21 protein-coding genes and 1 tRNA gene are annotated in these 23,750 nt (G+C 41.4%); 14 read left to right on the top strand and 8 right to left on the bottom strand.

The annotated features are described in order from the left end of the window. Window positions 1–25 precede the first annotated feature (25 nt). From Q8O20_RS05565 to Q8O20_RS05555, 3 genes are all read right to left on the bottom strand, one after another. A complete protein-coding gene (locus Q8O20_RS05565; RefSeq protein ID WP_305530340.1) occupies window positions 26–1,483 on the bottom strand; it encodes an ice-binding family protein in 1,458 nt (485 codons plus the stop codon). 203 nt (window positions 1,484–1,686) lie between these two features. Next, complete coding sequence (locus Q8O20_RS05560; RefSeq protein ID WP_304740086.1) at window positions 1,687–2,277, bottom strand: YfaZ family outer membrane protein; 591 nt, start codon at window positions 2,275–2,277, stop codon at window positions 1,687–1,689. Window positions 2,278–2,287: 10 nt separating this feature from the next. Next, window positions 2,288–2,485 (bottom strand): hypothetical protein, encoded by a 198-nt coding sequence (locus Q8O20_RS05555; RefSeq protein ID WP_304740089.1) that lies wholly within the window; start codon window positions 2,483–2,485, stop codon window positions 2,288–2,290. A gap of 223 nt (window positions 2,486–2,708) precedes the next feature. Between Q8O20_RS05555 and Q8O20_RS05550 the strand changes: the two genes are divergently transcribed. From Q8O20_RS05550 to Q8O20_RS05520, 7 genes are all read left to right on the top strand, one after another. Further along, window positions 2,709–2,918 carry a hypothetical protein gene (locus Q8O20_RS05550; RefSeq protein WP_304740091.1) on the top strand — a complete coding sequence of 70 codons (210 nt, stop codon included), beginning with the start codon at window positions 2,709–2,711 and terminating at the stop codon, window positions 2,916–2,918. 6 nt (window positions 2,919–2,924) lie between these two features. After that, a complete protein-coding gene (locus tag Q8O20_RS05545; protein ID WP_305530339.1) occupies window positions 2,925–3,761 on the top strand; it encodes a zinc-dependent peptidase in 837 nt (278 codons plus the stop codon). A 252-nt stretch (window positions 3,762–4,013) separates the two neighbouring features. After that, window positions 4,014–5,546 (top strand): mucoidy inhibitor MuiA family protein, encoded by a 1,533-nt coding sequence (locus tag Q8O20_RS05540; protein ID WP_305530338.1) that lies wholly within the window; start codon window positions 4,014–4,016, stop codon window positions 5,544–5,546. A 29-nt stretch (window positions 5,547–5,575) separates the two neighbouring features. Continuing rightward, entirely contained in the window at window positions 5,576–6,211 is a 636-nt protein-coding gene (locus Q8O20_RS05535; RefSeq protein WP_305530337.1) for a DUF4919 domain-containing protein, read from the top strand. A 6-nt stretch (window positions 6,212–6,217) separates the two neighbouring features. Next, window positions 6,218–6,652, top strand: coding sequence for a hypothetical protein (locus tag Q8O20_RS05530; protein WP_305530336.1), 435 nt, complete (start codon window positions 6,218–6,220; stop codon window positions 6,650–6,652). Between the two features lie 10 nt (window positions 6,653–6,662). Continuing rightward, window positions 6,663–7,517 carry a BPTI/Kunitz domain-containing protein gene (locus tag Q8O20_RS05525; protein ID WP_305530335.1) on the top strand — a complete coding sequence of 285 codons (855 nt, stop codon included), beginning with the start codon at window positions 6,663–6,665 and terminating at the stop codon, window positions 7,515–7,517. A 33-nt stretch (window positions 7,518–7,550) separates the two neighbouring features. Then, on the top strand, window positions 7,551–8,150 hold the full coding sequence (locus tag Q8O20_RS05520; RefSeq protein WP_305530334.1) for a hypothetical protein: 600 nt from the start codon (window positions 7,551–7,553) through the stop codon (window positions 8,148–8,150). Here Q8O20_RS05520 and Q8O20_RS05515 read toward each other — a convergent pair. The 4 genes from Q8O20_RS05515 to Q8O20_RS05500 are packed head-to-tail and all read right to left on the bottom strand — an operon-like array spanning window position 8,130 to window position 13,133. After that, complete coding sequence (locus Q8O20_RS05515) at window positions 8,130–10,157, bottom strand: tetratricopeptide repeat protein (RefSeq protein ID WP_305530333.1); 2,028 nt, start codon at window positions 10,155–10,157, stop codon at window positions 8,130–8,132. The two genes, Q8O20_RS05520 and Q8O20_RS05515, sit on opposite strands and share 21 nt — an antisense overlap. Before the next feature lie 32 nt (window positions 10,158–10,189). Next, complete coding sequence (locus tag Q8O20_RS05510) at window positions 10,190–11,356, bottom strand: hypothetical protein (protein WP_305530332.1); 1,167 nt, start codon at window positions 11,354–11,356, stop codon at window positions 10,190–10,192. Beyond that, window positions 11,353–12,021 carry a hypothetical protein gene (locus Q8O20_RS05505; protein WP_305530331.1) on the bottom strand — a complete coding sequence of 223 codons (669 nt, stop codon included), beginning with the start codon at window positions 12,019–12,021 and terminating at the stop codon, window positions 11,353–11,355. The genes Q8O20_RS05510 and Q8O20_RS05505 overlap by 4 nt, the downstream gene beginning before the upstream one ends. Continuing rightward, on the bottom strand, window positions 12,018–13,133 hold the full coding sequence (locus Q8O20_RS05500; RefSeq protein ID WP_305530330.1) for a FecR domain-containing protein: 1,116 nt from the start codon (window positions 13,131–13,133) through the stop codon (window positions 12,018–12,020). Before Q8O20_RS05500 ends, Q8O20_RS05505 begins: the two co-directional genes overlap by 4 nt. Window positions 13,134–13,225: 92 nt before the next feature. On the opposite strand from Q8O20_RS05500, the gene Q8O20_RS05495 reads away from it, so the two are divergent. After that, the gene (locus Q8O20_RS05495) at window positions 13,226–13,456 is read left to right on the top strand and encodes a hypothetical protein (protein WP_305530329.1); all 231 of its coding nucleotides are present in this window, start codon (window positions 13,226–13,228) and stop codon (window positions 13,454–13,456) included. Between the two features lie 115 nt (window positions 13,457–13,571). Then, window positions 13,572–14,132, top strand: a complete 561-nt coding sequence (locus tag Q8O20_RS05490) for a hypothetical protein (protein ID WP_305530328.1) — start codon at window positions 13,572–13,574, stop codon at window positions 14,130–14,132. Between the two features lie 43 nt (window positions 14,133–14,175). Here the strand turns inward: Q8O20_RS05490 and Q8O20_RS05485 are convergent. Next, a tRNA-Leu gene (locus Q8O20_RS05485) sits at window positions 14,176–14,259 on the bottom strand. A gap of 147 nt (window positions 14,260–14,406) precedes the next feature. Here Q8O20_RS05485 and Q8O20_RS05480 point away from each other — a divergent pair. From Q8O20_RS05480 to Q8O20_RS05460, 5 genes are all read left to right on the top strand, one after another. Next, window positions 14,407–16,515, top strand: coding sequence for a flagellar biosynthesis protein FlgL (locus Q8O20_RS05480; protein ID WP_305530327.1), 2,109 nt, complete (start codon window positions 14,407–14,409; stop codon window positions 16,513–16,515). 63 nt (window positions 16,516–16,578) lie between these two features. Then, window positions 16,579–18,837, top strand: a complete 2,259-nt coding sequence (locus Q8O20_RS05475) for a DNA translocase FtsK (RefSeq protein WP_305530351.1) — start codon at window positions 16,579–16,581, stop codon at window positions 18,835–18,837. 224 nt (window positions 18,838–19,061) lie between these two features. After that, on the top strand, window positions 19,062–21,671 hold the full coding sequence (gene acnB / locus Q8O20_RS05470) for a bifunctional aconitate hydratase 2/2-methylisocitrate dehydratase (RefSeq protein WP_305530326.1): 2,610 nt from the start codon (window positions 19,062–19,064) through the stop codon (window positions 21,669–21,671). An 80-nt stretch (window positions 21,672–21,751) separates the two neighbouring features. After that, window positions 21,752–23,104: an ATP-dependent RNA helicase DbpA gene (gene dbpA, locus Q8O20_RS05465; RefSeq protein ID WP_304739593.1), complete on the top strand. Its 1,353-nt coding sequence runs from the start codon at window positions 21,752–21,754 to the stop codon at window positions 23,102–23,104. A gap of 43 nt (window positions 23,105–23,147) precedes the next feature. Further along, window positions 23,148–23,636 (top strand): PAS domain S-box protein, encoded by a 489-nt coding sequence (locus tag Q8O20_RS05460; protein ID WP_304739591.1) that lies wholly within the window; start codon window positions 23,148–23,150, stop codon window positions 23,634–23,636. Window positions 23,637–23,750 lie beyond the last annotated feature (114 nt).

Raw genomic sequence — 23,750 nt, 5'->3', positions numbered from 1 at the left:
GCTTTTGCTCGGATTGTCCACTCGTTTATGGAGTAGGAAGAATAATAGTATTGGCGTTCAAAGTAACCGCTGTCTGAGCTAATGTACGCCCTTCCAATGTCGCACCGGTATTGAGAGAGATCAAGGTTTGACTCAATATATTGCCTTTGAATTGAACCGTTGTTCCCAGTGCCGTTTGACCGGAGACTTGCCAGAAAACATTTTTGGCCATTGCCCCATCAGCAAGGGTAATGATCGCACCGCTGCTCACCGTCAAATCTTGTGCAATCTGGAAAATCCAGACATCATTAGCACCCCCTGAGAGTGTAACGCCCGCACCCGTGATGAGAACACCCGTTCCCCATTTATAGAGACCGGGAGCGAGAATCATCCCGCTAATGTTTCCGGCACCGAGTTCCGTAGCCGTAGGATTCGTTCGCCCTGCGGCATCGGTGAACGCAATTTCCATATCGCTAATAGCGGTGGTTAGATACGCAGGTGTAGGGGCAGCAAAATTAGCCGCATACAACTTTCCGGTTACTTGATCTGCCGTTGCATAGGTTCCGGATAATGCATAATTGGAAAATCCCGTAAATGCAGTCGCATCGATAGGACTCACTCCGATATCTCCGGTGATGCTCGTGACGCCGGTGGTTGAGATACCTGATTTGCTTAGAAGGACGAAATTACCCGCCGTACCGAGACTAACCGGATCGGGGCCGTTTGCTATCGTTGTCCCTGTTGTAAATGTCCAGACTTTATTGACTAGCATGGCATTACCTGCCAAGTCTTGGACAGCCGTAGTAATGGTTGCCGTATAATTGGTATCCGTATTGAGATTGTTCGTCGGATTAAAAATCGCCGTTGTTCCCGAGTAGGTCACAACACCTGCAATCGGTGTTATCCCCTCGATAAGAGAAAAACTTGTTGTATTTACCGTAGCGGAATCAACAGCTTCGCTAAAGACAGCGGTGATACTTTGATTGATCGGCACACCGGTAGCATTACTATCCGGATTGGTAGAATTTACATCAGGGGCAGTGCTATCATTGATTGAACCGGTAGTAAAGGTCCAGACATAATTAGCAGCCACAGCGGTACCGGCTACGTTTTTGGCACCGGTGGTGATTGTAGCAGTATAGAGTACACTGTCGGCGAGGTCAGCGGTCGGGTTGAAAGAGGCGGTTGTTCCTGAGTAGGTAACACTTCCGGCAACGGGCGTAGAACCGGGTCCCGTTACCGTGAAAGTACTTGCCGTCAGCGTTGCAGCATTCATTGCTGTACTGAAGGTAGCCGTTATATTCTGATTACGCGCTACCGCCGTGACAGTATTGCCTGGATTGGTGGAAATGACTGTAGGGGCAACCGCGACCGTGCTATTAATCGCACTGGCACTACCCCCTCCGCCTCCGCCGCAACCAAGTACGACAATACCAAACATTAAAATGCCAAGCCACATGATTTGATTAGAATATTGCTTAAAGACTTCCATGGTAATACCCACTTTCTATCATTATTTATCGTAAAGTAACATTATTATACGACTAATAACAGTATGACCATTGTTTATATTTTCTAGCTTTGCATTTAAAACTAATATAAATTAACTATATGCGTGTATGTTATATATGAAAGTGCAGCGTAAGAAATAGCAGTAGAATAATCGTTTTGGTACATTTAAGATGAACATACCAAAACAATGTTCAGTTAAAAATCGATTCTCATTCCTAAATACCACGCATCGTTATACGTAACATCTCTACTTTTAACATCGGTGTCGATCATTCGATACCCTACTTCAATCCGTCCGTTTTTAATCGGCTCGACATCAAAATGGATGCGAGTTTCGAAATACGCATCAGCGTCTTGAAATGCCAATACCGAAGGGGCATAGTACAAAGCACCGCCGACATAAAACGGAATCGAGGCTTCAATCGGAAGCTTCATATCTGCTTCAATCCCCAAAGGTATAGCCGAATAATGTTGACCGTCAAACTTGGTGTATTCACCTTTGAGCCCAAGACCGATAGCCAAGCCGGGAACTTCCGCAACCGGACGTTGCACCATAAACGATACTTCCATCAAAGGATCTGTATTTCCGATTCGATCGCTGTTGCTCTCATCACCGTTCAAAATACGTGCTCCGAGATAAGATCCTTCTAAAGAACTGATGCTCATTTGTTTCATATCGATCCGAATTTGCCCCTCAAGCTCTTTATTGTTTACATTCAACTCCGCTTGGTGTGCCGCAAATGCAGCTGTACTTATCAAAGTACCGAGTAGTAGTATTTTCAACATAATAATCCTTTTAAAGTTTATCTGCAGCTCGGTGAGCTTCTTTTTTAACTTGCTTTTCAGATGTTTTCTCTACTTTTTCGACTTTTACCACATTTTTTTCAACTTGTGTTTTTTCTCCTGGACCGGCAGTAGGCGTAGGTTTGACAGCATCTGCCGCATAAAGAGAAGCAAGGGCAGTTAGAGCCATAGCAAGAATAACTTTTTTCATTTTAGATCCTTTTGTGTTTTTATATATTGCAATATATTTACACACTATATCACTATAAATGTTACTGATACTAAATAAAAAAATTTACTTTTTAAATAGAGTTTTAGGAAGGATTTAATGTTCTGAAAGATTGAACAGTTATAGTGTATAAATGTGTCTATAAGTTGATATAATGATTACGATGTCTTGAAAAGACAAATCTAATACCACTCAGGAATCAATTATGAGTTCACACAAAGATCATTCGCATTTAGAAAAAATCAAAGAGGCTATTGAAAAATCTGACCATCTAAACGATCACGATAAGTCAGAATCGGTAAAACACATCGAAGAGTGGATTTTGGAAGACAAAGCAGAGGGCACGCTCTATAAAGAACTCATGGAGTTAACAAGCGGTATGAAACCCATACTGGCGGAATTAGGGCTTATATAAACCTTGATGAACTATCATAGCGCACTTCTCCTTCTCTTCGGAGGTTTGGGAGCAATCTATTTTGTCTTTATTTTATTTTTTGAATTACGAAAAAAAAGATTTTTACATGATGTTGAAGCTCTCCCTTTTTCTGAGCAGTACGAAGCGATTTTAAAAAGAATACCCCATTATCAAAAACTCTCTTCTACCGATCAACATCAAATTCAGCGCACCATTTTACGTTTTATCTATACAAAAGAGTTTATAGGTGTGTACATGGAGGTAACGGAAGAGATGAAGTTGGTTATTGCCTTCTATGCCTCTCTTTTGTTGGTGCATAAAGGGCCACATAGTTGCTACGACAATCTAAAAACCATTATCATCTATCCTCATCCCGTTATCACTAAAGAGGTCAAATCCTATGGTGGCATTTACTCCAAAGAGCAGTTTATACTCGCAGGGCAATCGTCCAATGATACCGTGGTCATCACGTGGCATCAGGCCAAAAGCGAAGCGTATCATATGCGCCATACTAATGTTATGATCCATGAATTCGCCCATGAAATTGATTTTATGGATGGTGAAATCGATGGAGTTCCCCCCATCGAAAAATCAAAATATGACGGGTGGGTACATACGCTCAACAAAGAGTTTAATGCCCTCAGCAAAATTTCAAATAAAAACCGTGACTGGGGAAAATACAAACTCCTAGGTTCTTATGCCGCAACGAATGAAGCAGAATTTTTTGCCGTTGTTACGGAGCGTTTTTTTGAGTCTCCGCTATCGTTAAAAAAACATTTTCCCGAACTGTATGATGAGTTTATGGATTTTTATCAGATTGATACCGTAAAGATATTTGGATAAAAGTTTCTTACTTTAATTCCAACTTTTACAATCAATTCTTGAATGTCCCAAAATACTAGATACTTTTTAATTCGTTAATGTCGTCGATTGTTAAAATTATATTAAGTAGAATTTTATTGTTAAAAGTAGATACTATTTATAATATTTAATAGAATAAATAGTAGGTGGTTATTAATGTTTAGAAGTTCTGTCCATTCAGTTATATTAATTGCCTTCTTCTTGTATATTTCGGAGCTATCGGCGTCAAGTAAGATGCAGTTAGTCAATCCTAAAATCACTCATGTTACCGTTTTTACCAATAATGCCATGGTTACGAAAGAGGGAAAAGTTTCTCTGAAAAAAGGAGAAAACTCGATTTATATACCCGATTTAACCCCTAATTTAATTGATAATTCTCTTCAAGTGAAGCTAGATGGAGTTTCCACGATCAAAATATCAGATGTAAAAGTAAAAAAGACTTACCTTCAAAAGTTGCAACACGATAACATTGAAAAGCTCCAATCCAAGCTAGATCAAATAACCGCTCTTATTCAAAATGATATAGATGAAATGGCCATTGTCACAAATTCAAATGAATTTTTAAAAAGGATAACACCATTTTCACACAATCAAAAAGTCCTTCCTGCTGAAATAGAAGCCCATACCAAATTTCTCGAAAAAACCCTTACAGACAATTATAATCGTCTTGCAAAAATAGAAGTTCACACTAAAGAACTCCAAAAAGAAAAAGTTTCGATAGAAAAAGAGCTCAATACACTTAAAACGTCGGATGAAAGTAAGAGTGTCCAGATAGAACTCTATTCTTCAACCGATTTAAAAGATCAAAAAGTTGAAATTTCTTATATGGTAAATAACGCACATTGGAATCCACTCTATATCATTCATGCCGATTCCATTTCCGGAAAAATAGAATGGTCAAACTTCACCTCCATTTCCCAATCAAGCGGAGAAGATTGGGCAGATGCATCGATTGAAATTTCGACAGCTAAACCTTTCAGCGCTAAGGCACCAGATACATTGGAAGGATGGTATATTGATATTTACCGTCCAAGCTCAAGAAATTATTCTAAATCAGCCTATGATCAAGTTGAGATGATGGCTGAGCCAAGAACAGTTGCATCCATGCTTCCTGATACGTATGCAGCACCTGAAATTCAGCAAGAATCGACCTCTTTTAGTTTTGTGCTACCCGGTAGGAATACGATTCCATCTGATAATCAGCCACACAAAATTTTTATTTCATCTGCTGAAAAAGAGGCAAACTTTCATTACCGAGCTGTTCCTAGAGTTTCATCGTTTGCCTATTTGACCGCAGATTTAGAGAGCCCATTCTCTTTCCCCCTCTTGAGGGGTGAAATGACTTTACTATTGGATGGACAAGTCGTAGGCATGCACAATACTTTGAAAACAATCTTTCCTAAAGAAGAGGTTCAACTCTCCCTTGGTGCAGATGAAAGTATTAAAATTGAATACAAACAACAAAAGAAATACAGTAAAGAGGATCAATTTATTTCAAATGATACCCATGTAAAATATAGCTATTCTCACGAAATTAGCAATGGTAAAAACAAACCGATTCGGATTGATATAGAAGATCATTTTCCGGTTTCTCGAAACGAACAGATCAAAGTTGTTCTTGACACACCTCAAAAAGAGTCTGCAAAAATTTCCGAAGATGGGATTATCATTTGGAATGTAGAATTAAGTGCCCATGAAAAGAAAGTTTTACCAATGCAGTTTACGGTTTCCTATCCTAAAAAAATTGAGATAGAAGGACTCGAATGATCAGCGATATTACATCCAAAGGAAAAAAAATGTTTTACCGAAATTTCTTACTCTTTGTCAGTTTTATGATGATTATGTCAGGAACAGCTTTATTCGCGGAAGCACCCTTAATAAACGACTATCAAACATTAGTAACCAAAGTCAAAAACGGTGATACAAACGTCGATTTCAAAGCACTACGAATAGCCTATTCCCAGACGCCCCAATACAATCCATACAGTGAAGATGAGAATATGCCCCTCATGCTCCAGGCTCTCAACGACAAAGCGTATCCGAAAGCACTCGAATATGCCCGAAAAATCAACGAAAAGAATTTTACCGATCTGGATGCCCATTTCGGAGCACGGATGGCCTGTAGAGAGATGGGAGACAAAGCATGCTACGATTCCCATCACGCGACTCTTGCCAATCTAATCGATTCAATTATGAATTCGGGAGATGGAACGACCCCCCAATCAGCCTTGCAAGTCATCACGACGCGAGAAGAATACATAATATTGAAGGTTCTTAATCTCCAACCTAAACAGCAAAAACTGCAACAGATCAACGACAAAGCCTACGATGTTTTTGAAGTATCCGATTCCCGAAATAATGAGACATTTGCCCTATTCTTCGATGTGACTCTCCCCTACAACTGGCTCAACGAAAGCCTTAAGAAAAAGTGACAGCATATGATCACAAAAACAGTTATCAAAGATAACCTGTTGGGGCTTGGGCTCCTCAGCCACATCGGCGCCTTAGTGATCGCAGCCATTCCAAGGCTGGATGGCGTAGGGGCTATCCTCTATCTCATCGCGACATTCTTACTTCTCTCCTGGGTCTTTTTGACGTGGGACAGAGAGGGGGATAAAAGTCGTTTTTACATCGCCTGTATTGTAGCTTTCGTCCCTTTAATCGGTCCGCTTATCACCATGAAGATGGTACACCCCCTCTCTGAAAAAAGGGCAAATAAATCTTGGATTATGTCAGTTTTTACCCTTCAAATTCATCCGACGGTAGTGTTGGTATGGATTGTTGCCATAGCCGTAGCCACGGCATTGACATTCCAGCAATACGACCCGTATTTCTCAAATCCTCAACCCATATCTCCAACTACCCCCCGATAAAGGAAACGCTATGCCCTCATTAAACCCGTTACAAACCCTAATCGCCATTCTCTCCCTCTCCGCTTTTTTAAATGCCGCAGAAGAGATACTCATCCCGCCGATGCCGTGGGAAAACGGCTCTGCCGACCCGCGTTGCACAATGGTTCCGGAAAAAGGGCCCTGCAAAGCGATCTTTTGGAAATACACGTATGACCCCAAAACGAACCAGTGCAAGGAGTTTATATACGGGGGATGCGAAGGGACTGTCCCCTTCGAGACCAAAGAGGAGTGCGTCAAAATGTGCGTAGAACCCGAGGGGCCGGGATATCCGATCAAAAAACCGGCCATCTACCTCTACCCGACTAAAAAAACCGATATTTCCGTCTCTCTGCGCGTTAACGGCACCCTGACAACGACAATTCCCCCCTATAACGGCGGGTGGAAAGTGAGTGCAGAGCCCAATGGCGCCATCGAAGGGGGGTATGATTATCTTTTTTACGAGGCGGATCTCAAAAAAGTGACCCTTCCTAAAGAGGGATGGATCGTAGAATACAAAGAGCTAAACCTTTGGTTTGATATCAATCTTGCAAAACTTGGTTTAAATGCTAAAGAAAAACAGCAGTTTAAAGAGTATTGGATAAATGAACTACCTTCTTCATCTTATTATAAAATCCAATTGCTGGATATGAAGTTTTTGTCTGACAATATGGACTTAGATATTCATCCAAAACCTGATACGCTTATACGACTCGATTTTTACTTTACGCCACTTAAAGAACTGGAAAAAATTGATGAGCCAGCTATTACAACGCCTGAGCGTAAAGGTTTCACTGTTATTGAATGGGGCGGTATTTTAGACGACTCTAAATACAAAAAAGCTAGATAAAACAGTTGTAACACAAAGAAAAAAGGATCAAAAATGAGAAATAAGAGATGGATCCGATTGATTATTCTATCCTCTATATTCAGTAATATCGCCTTATCTCAAGATAACATTCAATGTGGCAGCAATGATACTCAATGTGTAAACAATCATCTTAATTCAGCAAAATCGATTGAAATAAAAAAAATAGAAAGTGAGGGTACTTCTATTATCGAAGAAACATCCATTACAATAACAAAGACTAGTTCATTGGATTATGGAGAGGCTGATTTGCAAAGCATGCCTGGTTTTAATAAACCTTCTCTTGTTCATACTGTTGCTGATATTTCAATCAACAAGCTTCAAAGCTTTAAAAAGCAACCTGAAAATTCATTCTTTAAAACGATTCTTCCTGAATGCCCCGCTTTACGAAAACACGCCAGTATCCAAATGTTGATAGGCAAGGAAGCTCAATGCGAATTTCAATCTTCACCACAACAAGACTTATGTTCATTTATGAACAACTGTCCAATAAAAGATGATCAACGAATCCAATTGATATCGAATGGAGTGTCAAAAGATTTTAAATGCAGCGGTACATTGATTGAAACCTTAAAATCTATCTGTTTTTTCTCTTCATTCGATAATATTCTTTAAATATTCATCCGCTTCCTGTATACCTGCTGAATTATTTTGTTTCTGGTGAAGCTTCTTGGCTTTTTGCAATGCATCTCTGGCCTGGTCATTTTTTTTGAGTTCAATATAACAGGCACCCAGACCAACATATGAATCAGCATCATCAGGATTGAGCTTAACTGCCTGCTCCAGAAGCGAAATAGCCTCTTCATACCTGCCAAGAGAATAATAAGCACCGCTCATCCTATTAAGTAATTCGCCATTATTAGGGTCTTTTCTGACGGATAGCGCAAAATCTGAAAGTGCATTTTCATAGGCAGTCATTGCTTTTTTACCATCACCTAGAGCATCTAAAGCAAGACCGAGAGCATAATAGCTCTCCGCCGGATTATCACTTAGAGAAGCTGCCTTCTCATAATAGGCTATTGCTTTCTGAATATTTCCAAGATTTTCATAACAAATACCCAAATTGTGATAAGCTTCAGCATGTTTTGGCTCAGCCGATATTGCCATCTGAAAATACTGAATTGCCTTTTCGGGCTTTTCATCTTCCATCAAAATGCTCCCCAGCTCATATAGCGCATCTGCATGTTTCGGATTAAATAGGAGTGCTTTCTCATAATAAGAAACTGCTTGTTGTTTTTGACCTAAAGCCCGTAAGGCATAGCCCATGTTATAGTTTGCTTTATCGTGTCGCGGATTAATTGCCAACGCATTTATCAAAATCTCTTTTGCTTCACTATACTTACCAAGAGTGATATAAACAGAAGCCATGTTATTAAGGGTAGATACATCATTAGGTTTCAACATTGCAGACTTTTGATAATAGGGGATTGCTTCCTCTGGACGCCCCCATTCGACATAAGCAATAGCAATGTTGTAATAAGCATCACCATAATTAGGATTCATTTCAATAGCCTTACTATACCATTTGACGGATTCTTCATAACGTTTTAATTTTGCATTGGCCAAGCCTAGCATAAAGCTGGAAGGCGCATATTTAGGATTTTTTTGCAACGCCTTTTTTAAGTAGGGAATCGCTTCATCATTACGGTCTAGATCTATTAGATCACATCCATATCCATAGTTCGCAAATACATACTCCGAATCGACTTTCAAAGCCTCCTGATAAAAATACATCGATTGATCATACTGTTTAAGTGCACTGTAGGAGCTAGCGAGGTTACTCAAGGCTTCAATATATCGAGGATTGATTGCTGCCGCCTTTTTATAAAATGGTATTGCTTCAGAATGTTTGCCTTGATTCGTGTAGACGACTCCAGTATTATAATGGGCGGGAGCATAATCAGGTTTGGCTGCAATTGCTTTATCATAAGCATCTAAGGCTTCTTGAAAGCGACTCAGTTTACTGTAGACCAATCCTAGATCGTTATAGGCGAGATAGTAGGTCGGGTTAATCTGAACAGCTCTCTGAAATGCTTCGATAGCCAAAGTTCTTTTCCCAAGATTAACATAACAGATTCCCAAGTTATAGCTAGATCGGTAATCGTTTGGGTCTATCTCCATCGCTTGGATATAATAGATAACAGCCTGCTGATATTGCTGAGTGTGAAGCGCTTCATTGCCCAGAATGGATGGCGAACCGCTAGGTGTTATCGTTGATTTATTTTTCCCAGAATGTAGCGTATTTTGCTGTTTTGTTTCAATTTGCGAAATCAGATCTCGTACGAATGCGGCATCTGCTGCATTTGGATCCAATTCAAGATAACGCTTAAATGACTGAAGAGCACTGCTGAAATTTTCATTTGCATTGTATGTAACCCCTAGGTAATAGTAGATTTCAGGCCAGTCCGGTGAAAGATCACGCGCCTTTTCAAACTTTCGCAAAGCTAATTGGAAACTCACATCAGAGGAAGAACCTTCTAAAATGGATTGACCTTCAACCAGAAGTTGATGAACTTCCGCAGATGGCATCTCTTTGGCATACAACAATCCAACATTGCCTACTAGGATGATACTGCATACAATCAATGAGATTTTGATCGAAGTTGAAATAACCTTACACATAGACAATCCTTGTAGTATGAGTGATTAAAAATTTACTTTTTCTCATCTTTTTTCTCAGAGGGGAGTGTCTTTGATTGTGATTCAAGTTTACGGCTTTTTTCTTGCAAGCTTCCTTCTATCTTACTTTTTTCATCGACATCTTTTTCATACGATTTGTTCATCACATTAATCTCTTCTTCCAAAGCCATCGCTTCTCTTATCAACGTGTCTTGTTGCTCTTTTTCACTCGAGGTCATAGTATCAATCGGCTTAGTCTGAATCTCTTTTATTTTTGTTTCTAGCTTCTCTTTTTCTAGTTGAGTCTCATCCATTTTTTTCTTATTTTCTTGAATCTTTGTCTCTAATGTCTGAAGTTCTTTGATATCTTTTTGAATCGCTAATGTTATTGTTTCTATGTTTTTTATTGCTTCAATATCATCTGGCACTCTTGCCAATGAAGGTTCAGGCGGCTGCGGAATAGGCGGTATTTTACACTCTTCTTGATACTTTCTCCCCTCCATTACTAGATCGCCTTGATGATTCAAATATCTTGCTTTTTCATCTTGATGATTTTTAACCGCAATCAAAGCCTGCTGCGCAAAATAGGTACTGCACATTAGCCGTTCTATTTGTTTCATTGGAGATGCATCGTATTTTCCACTACCTATTGGCTCGAAATTGCTTCCCATAGTATTGGTGGGGGGTGATCCAAAAAAACTTGTGCCGCTCCCGGGGCGATTTCCTAAAAGGTTAAGCGCATTAGTTTGGGAATTGATGAATGCTGCTTGCTGCTGTTCCTTTTCTTTTTTACGTCGTTCTTCCTCCTCCTTTTTCCATTGTTCTTCTTTTGCCCTTTTTTCCGCTTCCCGTTGTTGATTTTCCAGTCCTTGCATCAGTCCTTGCATAAATCCACCGATAATCCCCTGCATCATCTGATATTGCAAAGAGTTCTGGCCGCTATATCCTCCTGAAGATGAACTATTTTGCCCTGTCGAATAGCATGAACCGGATAGATCATATTGATGAACATTATTGTTACGCATACTATTGGCCCAAGATTCACATTGTGATTGTGACGAAAAACAAGCGTTTGTACGGGAATCTCCATTCTGTCTCATAAAACTTTGGAGGTTTGATGAATAATTGACACAATATTCAGCGCTAATCGTTGTGGCAGTGCCAATACTTATCAATGCAACTACAACAAATACATTTTTCATTTCACTTTTTCCTGCCACGGTTCAGGATTCATAAAATGAACCGATTGCACCAGTTTATCAAAGACTCCTTGACACTGAGAAACCATCGCTTCGGATGATTTATAATGAAAAACGAAAAAACCCCGTACTGCAGGAAAAATTATAAACGTTTCGAGAGTATTAACCATCTTTGGAATATGTTCTGAATTAATCCGATACATTACCCCTTCTTCAAAAATGCTCGCGCTGCTCGTCGCCTCAACCGTCCGTATCACAAATTTTACCCCTTCTTTTCCACCGGCATTAACCTGAGAGAGCGATACCTTCGTATCCTTATCTTGTCGATCAAAGCTTTGACCTTTTTGACGAATGTAATCACGATAATCAGAAAAAAATCCGCCGTATTCGTAATAAAGTACCGATATTTCGGCCGCTACCCATGTATCGTCCACTGGCCCTTTGAGATGCACCCCTGCAACTTTGGCTTCCGGGGTCTCATACGGAAACTTTTCTTCGCTTTTCATCCACCCTTGCGGAAGCATTAACGAAAACAGCTCTCCTCTTGATGTGTAAGGTTCGACAACTCCTTCTCTTATTGTAGGCTGCCCATAATGTCGGATATTGCATTCTCCGCCATGCGAGAGTGTCAGCATCAGGGCAATGAGAAGGGTCGCCTTAAAAATCATTGTTCCCACCATCCTTTCGAAGGGAGTTTAAACGGCTCAACATACGCTGTTCCATCCGAAGAAAGTGTCATTTTTTCTCCCCCTTTTAGTATCGTTAAAGAGAACGTTTTAGCGTTCGTAACGGCCAGCTCTCCCTCAATCAGCTCTATGATTGTCGTCCCCGCCTCATCGATCCCCATCGTAAAGGTCGTACCTCTAACGGAAGCAGTTCCCGAACCAGTGCGGATTTCAAATTTTTTGGATTTGTTTTTGACCCAAGCTCGAATCGCCTTAAAATCATGCTCCAACATTTTATTCGGATCATCTGCTGCCATTTCTGCTTGTTTTTCAATCCAGGCTTCAAACACTTCAGCTTTATCTATTGCAGTATGGATTGTCCCTTTTGCCAGAGAAACGGTTTCGGAGTAGGGATCTTTTTTCTCCATTTTCACACGACTGTATTCTCCAATCGTCATACTGCCTCGACCATCAAGGAATTGTATTTGTGCTTGGCTGTTGTCATACGTCTCGATGGTGTCTCCCTCTTCAAAATATCCGGCTTGATCTCTATCAAGAGGAATCGTCTCATACGGTGATTTGCCGGATGTTACCTGCACTCTCCCTGTATGTTGCGTTACCATTCCTGCAATTTTCATATTCATGCCGCTTTTATCCGCCATGCGATTACGGACATAAGCACTGTTTTTTTCAATCTGTATCTTTTTCTGCTCATATAGACGCTTGGTCTCTTGCGCCGTTTGCAACGCTCGAATGGCAATCGTTTCCGCCGCTTTATTATTCGCTGCTTGTGCACGCGATATCAGATTTTGTGCTTTTGCAATTTTTTCATCCGCTTTTCGTATGCCCGCTATCGCCTCATCACGTTGACGCTCAAATTTGAATAGTATTCCCAGCTGTGTCGCCGACCATGCCGCATCATCATTTTGTTTTACCGATACATCACTTAGCGGTGGAACCGGTTTTGTTGTAATCGGATGTCCCTCATAGGGAGAATATGGGTTCGTTCCATCTGGATTATTTAGCGATTGCGGTGTGACTGACCATGCTGTATTGCTACAAAGCATCAGCATCAGCCAACGGGCGATTAATTTCTCTATATGATATTTTTTCATTTTCACTCCGTTTTGATTACTAAACTACTTCATCTTTTTTTAGAACTTAATTAATTTTATTCCAAATATCTTTGATTGCTCTTTAATAACATTTGTATTCCATAAAGAAGCATAAATCGTATCCTGACAATCTTCAAATCCTCTCTAATGCCCATAACGGTAAGAAAAATAAATACAACTGGACACGCTTTAGTATCGATGATCAAATCGCATATATCGAAGCGGTAATTCGGCTACAAACCATCGTTGCGCCTAAATTTGGTATCGAGTTGGAATCCAAAGTTCTCGAAAGTCTGATGAGCCGACTGCGTGAGGTCTTTTAGTGTTCACCAACTGTAATGCCCTACTCCCATTTTTCGCACTATTATTTAACAATAGTAAATAGAAATTGTTATTTACGGTACAATGACTCCAATATAAATAGATGGAGACACTGCCATGATTGATTACAGAGGCTACGAGATTAATATTGCCAATGAGGATTCGGATGAAAAAGCTACTCAACTGGGTAATGTAGATAAGGTCATCAACCTAATTAAAGATGGTATGGATGAAGAGGAAGCCTGTCTAAAAATAGACAAAACTTTCAGAAAAGACTTTAGAAAATGGACAGGGCAATCACCGCTGACAGCAAGTGAGCCAGAGAACACGTCTCAGAATATAAACTCCATGGAGTTTAAGGCACCTTCTTTTCCAGAAACATTATTTACTCTTAAAAAGGAGTATAAGAATTTTCCTGATGTACTCTCAGCCATTGCTGTACTTGAAGCAATACTAAAAACTACTAAAGATGCAAAAGAGCAAGAACTTAAAGACGTAAATGATGCAAAAGAGCAAGAAAACAATGATGCAAAAGAGAAAGAACTTAAAGACGTAAATGATGCAAAAGAGAAAGAAAACAATGATGAGAAAGATGCCAATGAGATTAAAACAGCTATGAAGAAACTTTCACCTGAAGCAAGAAAAAATTTATTAGCTGAACTGTCTCAATTGGAATGACACCAAAATATATGTTGTTGAATGGATATTTAGATTAAGAGGGTGGTACCAGTGGCCGGACTCGAACCGGCACATATCGCTATACCGGATTTTGAATCCGGCGTGTCTACCATTTCACCACACTGGCATGTGTTTGAAGAGGTGAAATTATAGGGAGGCTTTGCTTAAAGAGACGTAAAAGCTGTTTTGCTAATCGTTTTTTGACTTTTGCCGATATTAGAGTATGGAACTTTTATTGCTTTAGATGCAGTAAGCTTGTACAAAAGGATTTGACGTGAGAATAACATCAGGATCTTATTACAACAATATATACGGTGAAAATAATAAAATAAATCAGCAATTGTTTGATGTCAACAAACAAATTTCATCCGGTCTAAAAATTCAATATTCCCATGAAAATCCGGGCATATTTATTGATACCCTTCGGCTGGATGATGAGATCACGACGCTGGCTCAAATAAAAAATAGTACTCAAAATGCCTATAAACTTTCTACTCAAACCGATACTACGATTGGTGAAATCGTCAAAACTATCGAATCCATGAAAGTCAAAATGGTCAATGCGGCTAATGACGTTAACTCAGAAAGCAGTCTTCAAGCTATTGCAAAAGAGTTACGCGGTCTCCAAAATCATCTTGTAACGTTGGCAAATTCCTCGATCGGCGGGCAGTATCTTTTTTCTGGAACGGCGACATCGGTTAAACCTATTGCTGCTGATGGATCATATCAAGGCAATGATCAAAATCTCGAAGCATTTTTAGGTGCAGGTTTCAAACAAAAATACAATATAAGCGGTTCTCAACTTTTCACGGGCGATGAAAGCAAAACCAATAGAACGGTGAGCTCTAACGTTTCACACATGAGTTTAACCGATTTATACCCTGACATTATGCAGAGTACGACAATGTCTCGTACAGCCGCAGAAGAGACCTACATCAGCGCGAATAGTACCATTCGCGATCTTATGGGCGACACGGATGATAATCCTGCCACCTCGTATTCTCCCCATTTTTATATCCAAGGTACGAAGAGTGACGGAACTACCTTCAAAAACCATATTAGCAGTATAACGATGGACAATAAGGTTGAGGATTTACTCACTGCTATTAAAAACGAATATGGTTCTGATCAAGTGGAAGTTACCCTTAATGCTCATGGGCAAATTGAGATAGTGGATAAAATCTCTGGCTCAAGCAAGCTTGATTTCCATATGGTGGGGGCAGTAGACTTTGATAGTTTAAATGCAGGTGATGCCGCAGATATTTCTGATGTGGCAATGTATGCGGCTACACCGAATGAAATCGATAATCTTCAATCGGGAACTACCAATTTTGAAACGGCTGCGGTTACGACTCCCGGTCTCTTTATTAAAGAATTTACCAAAAGCGGATTCACAACACCGACAGGTACACCCAATACGATTGAAGGGATCAATTACGATCGAACTAATTTTATAAAAGACGGTTCAAAACTTCTTTCGAATGTATCCCAAGTTCTAAAAACGGATAATACGGCTGCATCTGCCTCTACGAAATTGCTCGATGTATCCGGTAACGGTACCTTGGTTGGGACGACGCTCAACCTTCAAGGAAAAAATATTGACGGATTTGATTATGATATACAAATCAATTTAGCGGCGGCATCCTCTGTCAGCGGTACGGTCAACGGCGTGCCGATTACCGCTTTTAATATCTATAATGCCGATGCGACACGAACCGTTGCAGGAGCAGATCAAGTCACATATCAACAGCTTCTCGATGTTGTCAATATGACCATGAGCGGTTCTCTCCCTATCGGTAATACGGCAGCACAATACGACTCCGCCACCACGGCTGCAAACGCTCTCTCTGCTACGACACTCGATCGTGCCGGACGTATGGTATTTGAAGACAAAATTTACCCAAGTACGCAAGCATCAATAGCATTGTATGATGCAAGCTCGTTGGATTATTCAACAACATCCGGTTCGGCATTAAGCTTTAACGCCAACAGCGCTCTTACTTTACGAGATCCGAAAACAGACCTTTTTGCCCAGATCGAAGAGATCATAAGCTCGGTGGAGCAAGGGAAAAAACGAGCGAACGGGTCTGAAAGCACTGACCCGCGCAATATCGGTGTCCAAAATGCCATTCGAATGATGGACGATCTGAGCGATCATGTCAGCCGTCTTCAAACTGAAGCAGGATCGTATTCTCAAACACTCCAAGCCTCATCGAATCGTACCGATCTTCTTCTCATCAGTACCAAAACACTTCAATCAGATGTCATTGATACTGATATTGCCGAATCACAATTGAAATTACAGCAGCTTACACTGAATTATCAAGCGCTCTTGTCTAATATTTCCAAAGTCTCTAAACTTTCCCTCGTCAATTATTTATAGCAATTTGCAATAAAAGGGCTTTCTATCCCCTTTTTTGCTATAATCTAACCACTTTTCAACCTGATTCAAGGATCTACTATTTTACGCGATACACTGTTTATTGCCGGTTTCGGTATTTTATTTTATTTAGGACTTGCAACCATTATCGCTGATCCATCGATTATCGGTGCCTATGGAGCAACCTTTGCACTGACAAATATTCAGGTCTTCGGTTATGTTGCGTACACCTATCTCCTCCTCCTTATGGTTCCACTTTTTTATTGGTATAAATACGACGGAGGAATTCACAGACGATTAGAAATGAGCGGAGTTTTTGCCCTGCTATTTTTAGCCCTTCTCTTTTTTCAGGCAATGGTGGTGGAGGGAATATACCGCGGTTCGTTAATCGGTAGTTTGGTAGATTTTTTATCGATATACATCGGTGCTTTCGGCTTGTGGATATTATGGTTAATGATGGTTACCGTATCGGTTGTATTAGTAATGGAGCAAAGTTTATCAGAGCTTGCTCAGCCGATCAAAGAGTACATGGATAAACCGCTTACAGTTGTAAAGCCCGTTCAAACGTCAACCGACACTCATCCGATTGCTAAAACGGAGACTTACCCACTTTATGAAGATACCATTCATGAAGAGATATCCTCATCTTTTGATGAAAACAATATCATTACCCCTACCATCAAGAGTACCGTTTCTTCACCAACCGTTGAACCTATTAAAGATATTATTGCTGAAGCTAACCCAACCAATGATGTTCCCGCTCCGATTGAAAATATCGCTAAAGAATCCACCATTCTCAGTATGGCTAAGAAAGTCAAAGAGTCTAAACAGCATGCCCTTGTAGTGGATGAGTTGGAAGAGAATAAGATGCTTTTAGATCAGATCGATAAAGGGGTGAGTGAAAAACCAAAAAACTTTAAACTTCCGTTGGTTGAATTTTTTCAAATGCCTCCTAAAAAACAAACCTTGGTAGATGAAGCGGAACTCGATGACAAAATAAGAGATTTGATCGAAAAACTGAAACATTTCAATATCGAAGGGGATGTGGTACGCACCTACGCCGGCCCCGTCGTATCGACATTTGAATTCAAACCTGCCGCTAACATCAAAGTCTCTAAAATTTTAGGGCTCCAAGATGACCTGGCTATGGCACTAAAAGCCCAAACGATCCGTATTCAGGCTCCGATCCCCGGCAAAGATGTCGTAGGGATTGAGATACCCAACAAAAGTGTAGAAACGATCTATCTGCGTGAAATGCTGGAGAGCAAGCTTTTCCAAGAGGCAGCCTCTCCCCTCACACTGATTTTAGGTAAAGACATCGTCGGCAAGCCGTTTATTACCGATTTGAAAAAACTTCCTCATCTTCTCATCGCAGGTACGACGGGAAGCGGTAAGAGTGTCGGTATCAACTCTATGATTTTGAGCCTCTTGTATAAAAACTCACCCGATCAGCTCAAACTCTTGATGATCGATCCGAAAATGTTAGAGTTTTCTATCTATAATGATATCCCGCATCTTCTTACACCGGTTATTACCAAACCGAAAGAGGCAATTTCAGCCCTTAATAATATGGTGTACGAGATGGAACGCCGTTATCAACTGATGAGTGAAACCCGTACGAAAAACATTGAAAACTACAATGAAAAAGCAAAAACGGAAAAACTAGACCCGCTCCCTTATATCGTTGTCATCATTGACGAATTAGCCGATCTGATGATGACAAGCGGCAAAGATGTCGAATACTCCATCGCCCGTCTTGCTCAGATGGCACGTGCCAGCGGTATCCACTTAATCGTGGCGACCCAGCGTCCGAGCGTCGATGTCGTAACGGGACTTATCAAAGCCAACTTACCGTCTCGTATCAGCTACAAAGTGGGACAAAAGATTGACAGTAAGATCATTCTTGACGGCATGGGTGCCGAATCGCTTCTCGGGCGCGGTGATATGCTCTTTACCCCTCCGGGTATGAGCGGTCTTGTACGACTCCATGCTCCGTGGAGCACTGAAGTCGAGATTGAAAAAGTAGTCGATTTCCTCAAAGCTCAACGTGAACCCGAATACGACCGCAAATTTTTACGAGATAAAGAAGAGATGGTTACATCCAATGGAAACAATGGAAATGACGAAGAGAGCGATGAGCTTTATGAAGAGGCTAAGAATATCATCCTTACCGAGCAAAAAACCTCTATCAGCTATCTGCAGCGTCGTCTTCAAATCGGGTATAACCGTTCTGCCCGTCTGATTGAACAGCTGGAAAACAACGGTATCCTCTCTTCTCCCAATTCTAAAGGGAATCGCGACATAATCGTTAACGATCCTTTTTGATTCTCCTCACAGGAGAGTCCCTCTTTTAACACCAATCTGTAACTTTTTTTCCTCTCCATTATTATTGACAAATAATATAATTTATGTTGATTTCAAACAATGTTACATAATTACGCATATTTATTCCGATTACACAAAACAAATGAGTAGATATGTAACACATTGAGAAATCTGATTTTTTCTTCTGATATAATCATTCAAAATTAACATGCACAGGAGTCACTATGGCTTTTATGGACGAATACAAAGCACACGTAGCGGAACGCGCAGCGCAGGGAATCCCCCCATTCCCACTTACTAAAGAGCAAGTTACCTCTCTTGTTGAACTCATCACTTCAGAAACCTCTAAAAACGGTGAATTGGTTGAGATGTTAGCAGAACGTGTCAATCCAGGTGTTGATGATGGTGCACACGTAAAAGCGGCATTTTTACATCAAGTCGTCCAAGGTGAAGTAAAAGCATTCTTGGCAGATAACAGCGACATCAACAGTGATGATCACAAAAAAGCGGCGATTAAAATCCTCGGTAAAATGGTAGGGGGTTACAATGTTAAACCTCTTATCGATGCACTCAGTAACAATGCTATTGCCAAAGAAGCGGCACATGAGCTTAAACATACCCTTTTGGTCTATGATGCATTCAATGATATCGTTGAACTTTCAAAAACAAATACCTATGCTGCGGAAGTTCTCCAATCATGGGCAGACGCAGAGTGGTTTACCAGCAAAAAAACATTGGCGGAACGATTCAGTGTTGTCGTTTTCAAATTCCCGGGTGAAACCAATACCGATGACCTCTCTCCTGCGAGCGCGGCATTTACCCGTTCTGATATCCCTCTTCACGCAACAACGATGCTCAGTGCAAAAATGCCTGAGGGTATCGCTAAAATCGCTGAATTGAAACAAAAAGGGATGCAAATCGCTTACGTCGGTGATGTCGTCGGAACAGGCTCTAGCCGTAAATCGGCGGCGAACTCGGTTCAATGGCACATGGGTGATGATATTCCGGGTATCCCGAATAAACGTACCGGCGGTGTCGTTATCGGTAGCATCATCGCTCCGATCTTCTTCGCAACGTGTGAAGACTCAGGCGCACTCCCTATCGAAGCCGATGTATCTCAAATGGAAACAGGCGATGTACTCGATATCGATACCAAAGCGGGAACCATCACAAAAAATGGTGCAGTCATCGCTAACTTCAGCCTTCGTCCGAACACGATCGAAGACGAAGTACGTGCCGGTGGACGTATCCCCCTTATCATCGGTCGCGGTTTGACGGCAAAAGCACGTACAGCTCTTGGACTAGAGCCTGCTACTATTTTCGCAACCCCTATCCAACCTGCCGATACGGGCAAAGGGTATACCCTTGCCCAAAAAATGGTCGGTAAGGCATGTGGCATGGAGGGTGTTCGTCCGGGAATGTACTGTGAGCCGATCACAAGCACCGTAGGAAGCCAAGATACCACAGGACCGATGACACGCGATGAGATCAAAGAACTCTCCGCTCTTGGATTCTCAGCTGATTTCGTTCTCCAATCATTTTGTCATACAGCGGCATACCCGAAACCATCCGACGTGAAATTGCACGCAACCCTCCCTGCATTCATCAGCTCACGCAGCGGTGTTGCCCTTCGTCCGGCGGACGGTGTTATCCACTCATGGTTGAACCGTATGGTTCTCCCTGATACCGTCGGAACCGGTGGCGATAGCCATACCCGTTTCCCGATCGGTGTGAGTTTTCCTGCAGGTTCGGGTCTTGTAGCGTTCGCAGGTGTTACGGGTGCTATGCCCTTAGAGATGCCGGAATCGGTATTGGTACGCTTCAAAGGGGAGATGCAAGCGGGTATCACATTGCGTGACCTTGTTAACGCAATCCCTTACTACGCAATCAAACAAGGTCTTTTGACCGTTGAGAAGAAGGGTAAGAAAAACATCTTCAACGGACGTGTATTGGAGATCGAAGGGTTGCCGAACATGAAAGTGGAACAAGCGTTTGAGCTTTCCGATGCATCGGCTGAGCGTTCAGCGGCAGCGTGTACCGTTCGCCTTAACAAAGAGCCGGTCATCGAGTACCTAAAATCAAACGTTACGTTGATCGAAGCGATGGTTGCCGATGGTTACGAAGATGCTCGTACATTGCAACGTCGTGCCGATAAAATGAAAGAGTGGTTAGCCGCTCCGACGTTGATGGAACCGGATGCCGATGCGGAGTACGCAGCGATCATCGAAATCGACCTTAACGACGTTAAAGAGCCGATTTTAGCATGTCCGAACGATCCGGACAATGTTAAATTGCTCAGTGAAGTTGCGGGTACTGAAATCAACGAAGTATTCTTAGGCAGCTGTATGACCAATATCGGACATTACCGTGCGGCAGGTGAAGTGATGCGCGGCGAAGGTAAAATCGCCGTTGAGAAATTCTGGATCGTACCACCGACTCGTATGGATGAGCAACAACTCATCAATGAAGGGTACTACGACGTTTATAAAGCGATTGCCGCTACAACGGAAGTTCCGGGATGTTCACTCTGTATGGGTAACCAAGCGAGTTCACGTGAGGGTTCAACCGTATTCTCAACCTCGACTCGTAACTTCGACAACCGTTTAGGTAAAGGGACACAAGTCTATCTCGGTTCTGCTGAACTCGCGAGCGTGTGTGCTAAACTCGGACGTATCCCGACTGTCTCTGAGTACATGAGCATCGTTCCTGAAAAATTGGCAGGAAAAGCGGATCAAGTGTATAAATATCTCAACTTTAATGAGATCTCTTCATACGCTCTTCAAGCACGTAATGTTGCTGAAGAAAAATACGGCGTTACGATCAAAGCCGTATAAACAACTCCTCTCAAATCCCCTTTTCTAGGGGGTTTCCTCCATCTATGCTATAATCCCTTATCTATATACAAAGCGACACAATGTCCTCATTCGATACATTACCCTTACGATCACCTCTAAAAGAGGCGTTAAAACATCTTGAATTTACCACCATGACCTCTATCCAATCGACTGCTCTTCCTATTATTTTAGACAAAAAAGATTGTATTGCACAAGCGGCAACGGGAAGCGGAAAAACATTGGCATTTGGATTGGGCATATTGAACCCGATTAATCCCAAATCATTCGGTATACAATCCCTTATCCTCTGCCCTACTCGTGAACTCGCGGAACAAGTAGCTAAGGTACTCCGCTCACTCGCCTCTGAAATCGGTAATATTAAGATTCTTACCCTCTGCGGCGGAGTCCCTATGCGAGGACAGCTCCATTCACTCAAACACGGTGCACACATCATCGTCGGTACGCCGGGACGCGTCCTTAAGCTCCTTCAGATGGAGGCCTTTGATACGGCTCAAATACAAACCGTCGTATTGGATGAAGCCGACCAGATGATTGATATGGGATTTATTGAGGATATTACGACTATTTTGGGATTCACCCCACCCTCACGACAAACGCTCCTATTCTCTGCTACGTTTCCCGAATCGATCAAAACCATCACTTCGGAGTTTATGAAAGATCCGGTGATGGTGAGGGCCGAACACGCTATTAGCAAACCGAAAATTGAAGAGATTGCCTATATCTGCAATAAAAAACTTGCCTCTATTACACAGGTTCTTCAACTTCACAATATAACCAATACCATCGTCTTTTGTAATACCAAAGTCGATGCGGCCGCTTTGTGTGATGACCTAAACGGAATAGGTATTCATGCCCTAACATTACATGGAGATATGGAACAGTTTGATCGCAACGAAGCAATTATCCAGTTTCGAAACTTAAGTGCCCCTATTCTTGTTGCAACCGATGTGGCAGGACGAGGTATCGATATCGAAGGGCTTGATGCCATTATCAACTATGAAGTACCTATCCAAAACGAACGCTATACGCACCGTATCGGCCGTACCGGCCGTGCGGGAAAAAGCGGTGTTGCCATTACTTTGGTCAATCATCATCAATATGAACGCTTTATCGATCTCAAACGTCCGATCACGCCGATTGAACTTCCCGATATCAAAGAAAAATTTTCACTCAAAACATTAATGCGTACGATCTGTATCGATGCCGGTAAGAAAGAGAAACTGCGTGCGGGTGACATTGTCGGGGCGCTTATTCATGAGTGCGGTTTGAGCAAAGAAGAAATTGGAAAAATTGATCAACTTGATCATCTTAGCTATGTTGCGATTCCTCGTAACAAAGCCGAAAGTATTTATCAAAAACTCATAAATCGCCCAATAAAAGGGAAAACATTCAGGAAATGGTTGTTAGACTAATAGATTCGGTTTATGATATTTTATTATAGAGATGAGGATTTTTATGCCCAATCAAGAACTAACTTTCGGTGATGAGCAGTTTATCGTATCCAAAACGGATCTAAACGGTAAAATCACCTACGGCAATTCCCTTTTTATCACTATGTCCGGCTACAATGAGCTTGAACTGATTGATCAGCCTCATAACATACTCAGACATGAAGATATGCCTGCTATTGTCTTTAAACTCCTTTGGACTCGGATCAAAGAGGGAAAAGAGATTTTTGCCTATGTTAAGAATAAAACAAAAAACGGTGATTTTTACTGGGTATTTGCGCACGTCACTCCCTCATTTGATACCAATAGACAAATCACCAATTATCATTCTGTCCGACGTCAACCTACACAAAAAGCGCTTGACGTTATTAAACCACTCTATTCAATGCTGCTTCAAAAAGAAAAAAGCGGCGGTATCAGTGCTTCAGAGGCAACACTTAATCAAATTCTAAAAGACAAAGGAATGTCGTATGACGAATTTATCCTCTCTCTCTAAAATTCAATACGCCAATATTGCATCCATCGCTCTATTCGTCATTGCGCTCCTCCTTGAAATGTTTTTATACGGATGGAGCTGGATACGTCTGCTAAACTTTTTCAACTTTGCCCT

It is taken from the genome of Sulfuricurvum sp., from assembly GCF_030691015.1.
Lineage (GTDB): Bacteria > Campylobacterota > Campylobacteria > Campylobacterales > Sulfurimonadaceae > Sulfuricurvum.
Note: the sequence above shows the minus strand (reverse complement) of the source record. Positions and strands in the feature narration are given on the sequence as shown.

Bases quoted from the DNA above. Each gene is read 5' to 3' on its own strand.
- Q8O20_RS05460 (WP_304739591.1), top strand. From the start codon at position 23,148: ATGCCCAATCAAGAACTAACTTTCGGTGATGAGCAGTTTATCGTATCC.
- Q8O20_RS05505 (WP_305530331.1), bottom strand. From the start codon at position 12,021: ATGATTTTTAAGGCGACCCTTCTCATTGCCCTGATGCTGACACTCTCG.
- acnB (WP_305530326.1), top strand. From the start codon at position 19,062: ATGGCTTTTATGGACGAATACAAAGCACACGTAGCGGAACGCGCAGCG.
- Q8O20_RS05545 (WP_305530339.1), top strand. From the start codon at position 2,925: ATGAACTATCATAGCGCACTTCTCCTTCTCTTCGGAGGTTTGGGAGCA.
- dbpA (WP_304739593.1), top strand. From the start codon at position 21,752: ATGTCCTCATTCGATACATTACCCTTACGATCACCTCTAAAAGAGGCG.
- Q8O20_RS05555 (WP_304740089.1), bottom strand. From the start codon at position 2,485: ATGAAAAAAGTTATTCTTGCTATGGCTCTAACTGCCCTTGCTTCTCTT.
- Q8O20_RS05535 (WP_305530337.1), top strand. From the start codon at position 5,576: ATGTTTTACCGAAATTTCTTACTCTTTGTCAGTTTTATGATGATTATG.
- Q8O20_RS05510 (WP_305530332.1), bottom strand. From the start codon at position 11,356: ATGAAAAATGTATTTGTTGTAGTTGCATTGATAAGTATTGGCACTGCC.
- Q8O20_RS05550 (WP_304740091.1), top strand. From the start codon at position 2,709: ATGAGTTCACACAAAGATCATTCGCATTTAGAAAAAATCAAAGAGGCT.
- Q8O20_RS05490 (WP_305530328.1), top strand. From the start codon at position 13,572: ATGATTGATTACAGAGGCTACGAGATTAATATTGCCAATGAGGATTCG.
- Q8O20_RS05515 (WP_305530333.1), bottom strand. From the start codon at position 10,157: ATGTGTAAGGTTATTTCAACTTCGATCAAAATCTCATTGATTGTATGC.
- Q8O20_RS05540 (WP_305530338.1), top strand. From the start codon at position 4,014: ATGCAGTTAGTCAATCCTAAAATCACTCATGTTACCGTTTTTACCAAT.
- Q8O20_RS05530 (WP_305530336.1), top strand. From the start codon at position 6,218: ATGATCACAAAAACAGTTATCAAAGATAACCTGTTGGGGCTTGGGCTC.
- Q8O20_RS05560 (WP_304740086.1), bottom strand. From the start codon at position 2,277: ATGTTGAAAATACTACTACTCGGTACTTTGATAAGTACAGCTGCATTT.
- Q8O20_RS05525 (WP_305530335.1), top strand. From the start codon at position 6,663: ATGCCCTCATTAAACCCGTTACAAACCCTAATCGCCATTCTCTCCCTC.
- Q8O20_RS05500 (WP_305530330.1), bottom strand. From the start codon at position 13,133: ATGAAAAAATATCATATAGAGAAATTAATCGCCCGTTGGCTGATGCTG.
- Q8O20_RS05520 (WP_305530334.1), top strand. From the start codon at position 7,551: ATGAGAAATAAGAGATGGATCCGATTGATTATTCTATCCTCTATATTC.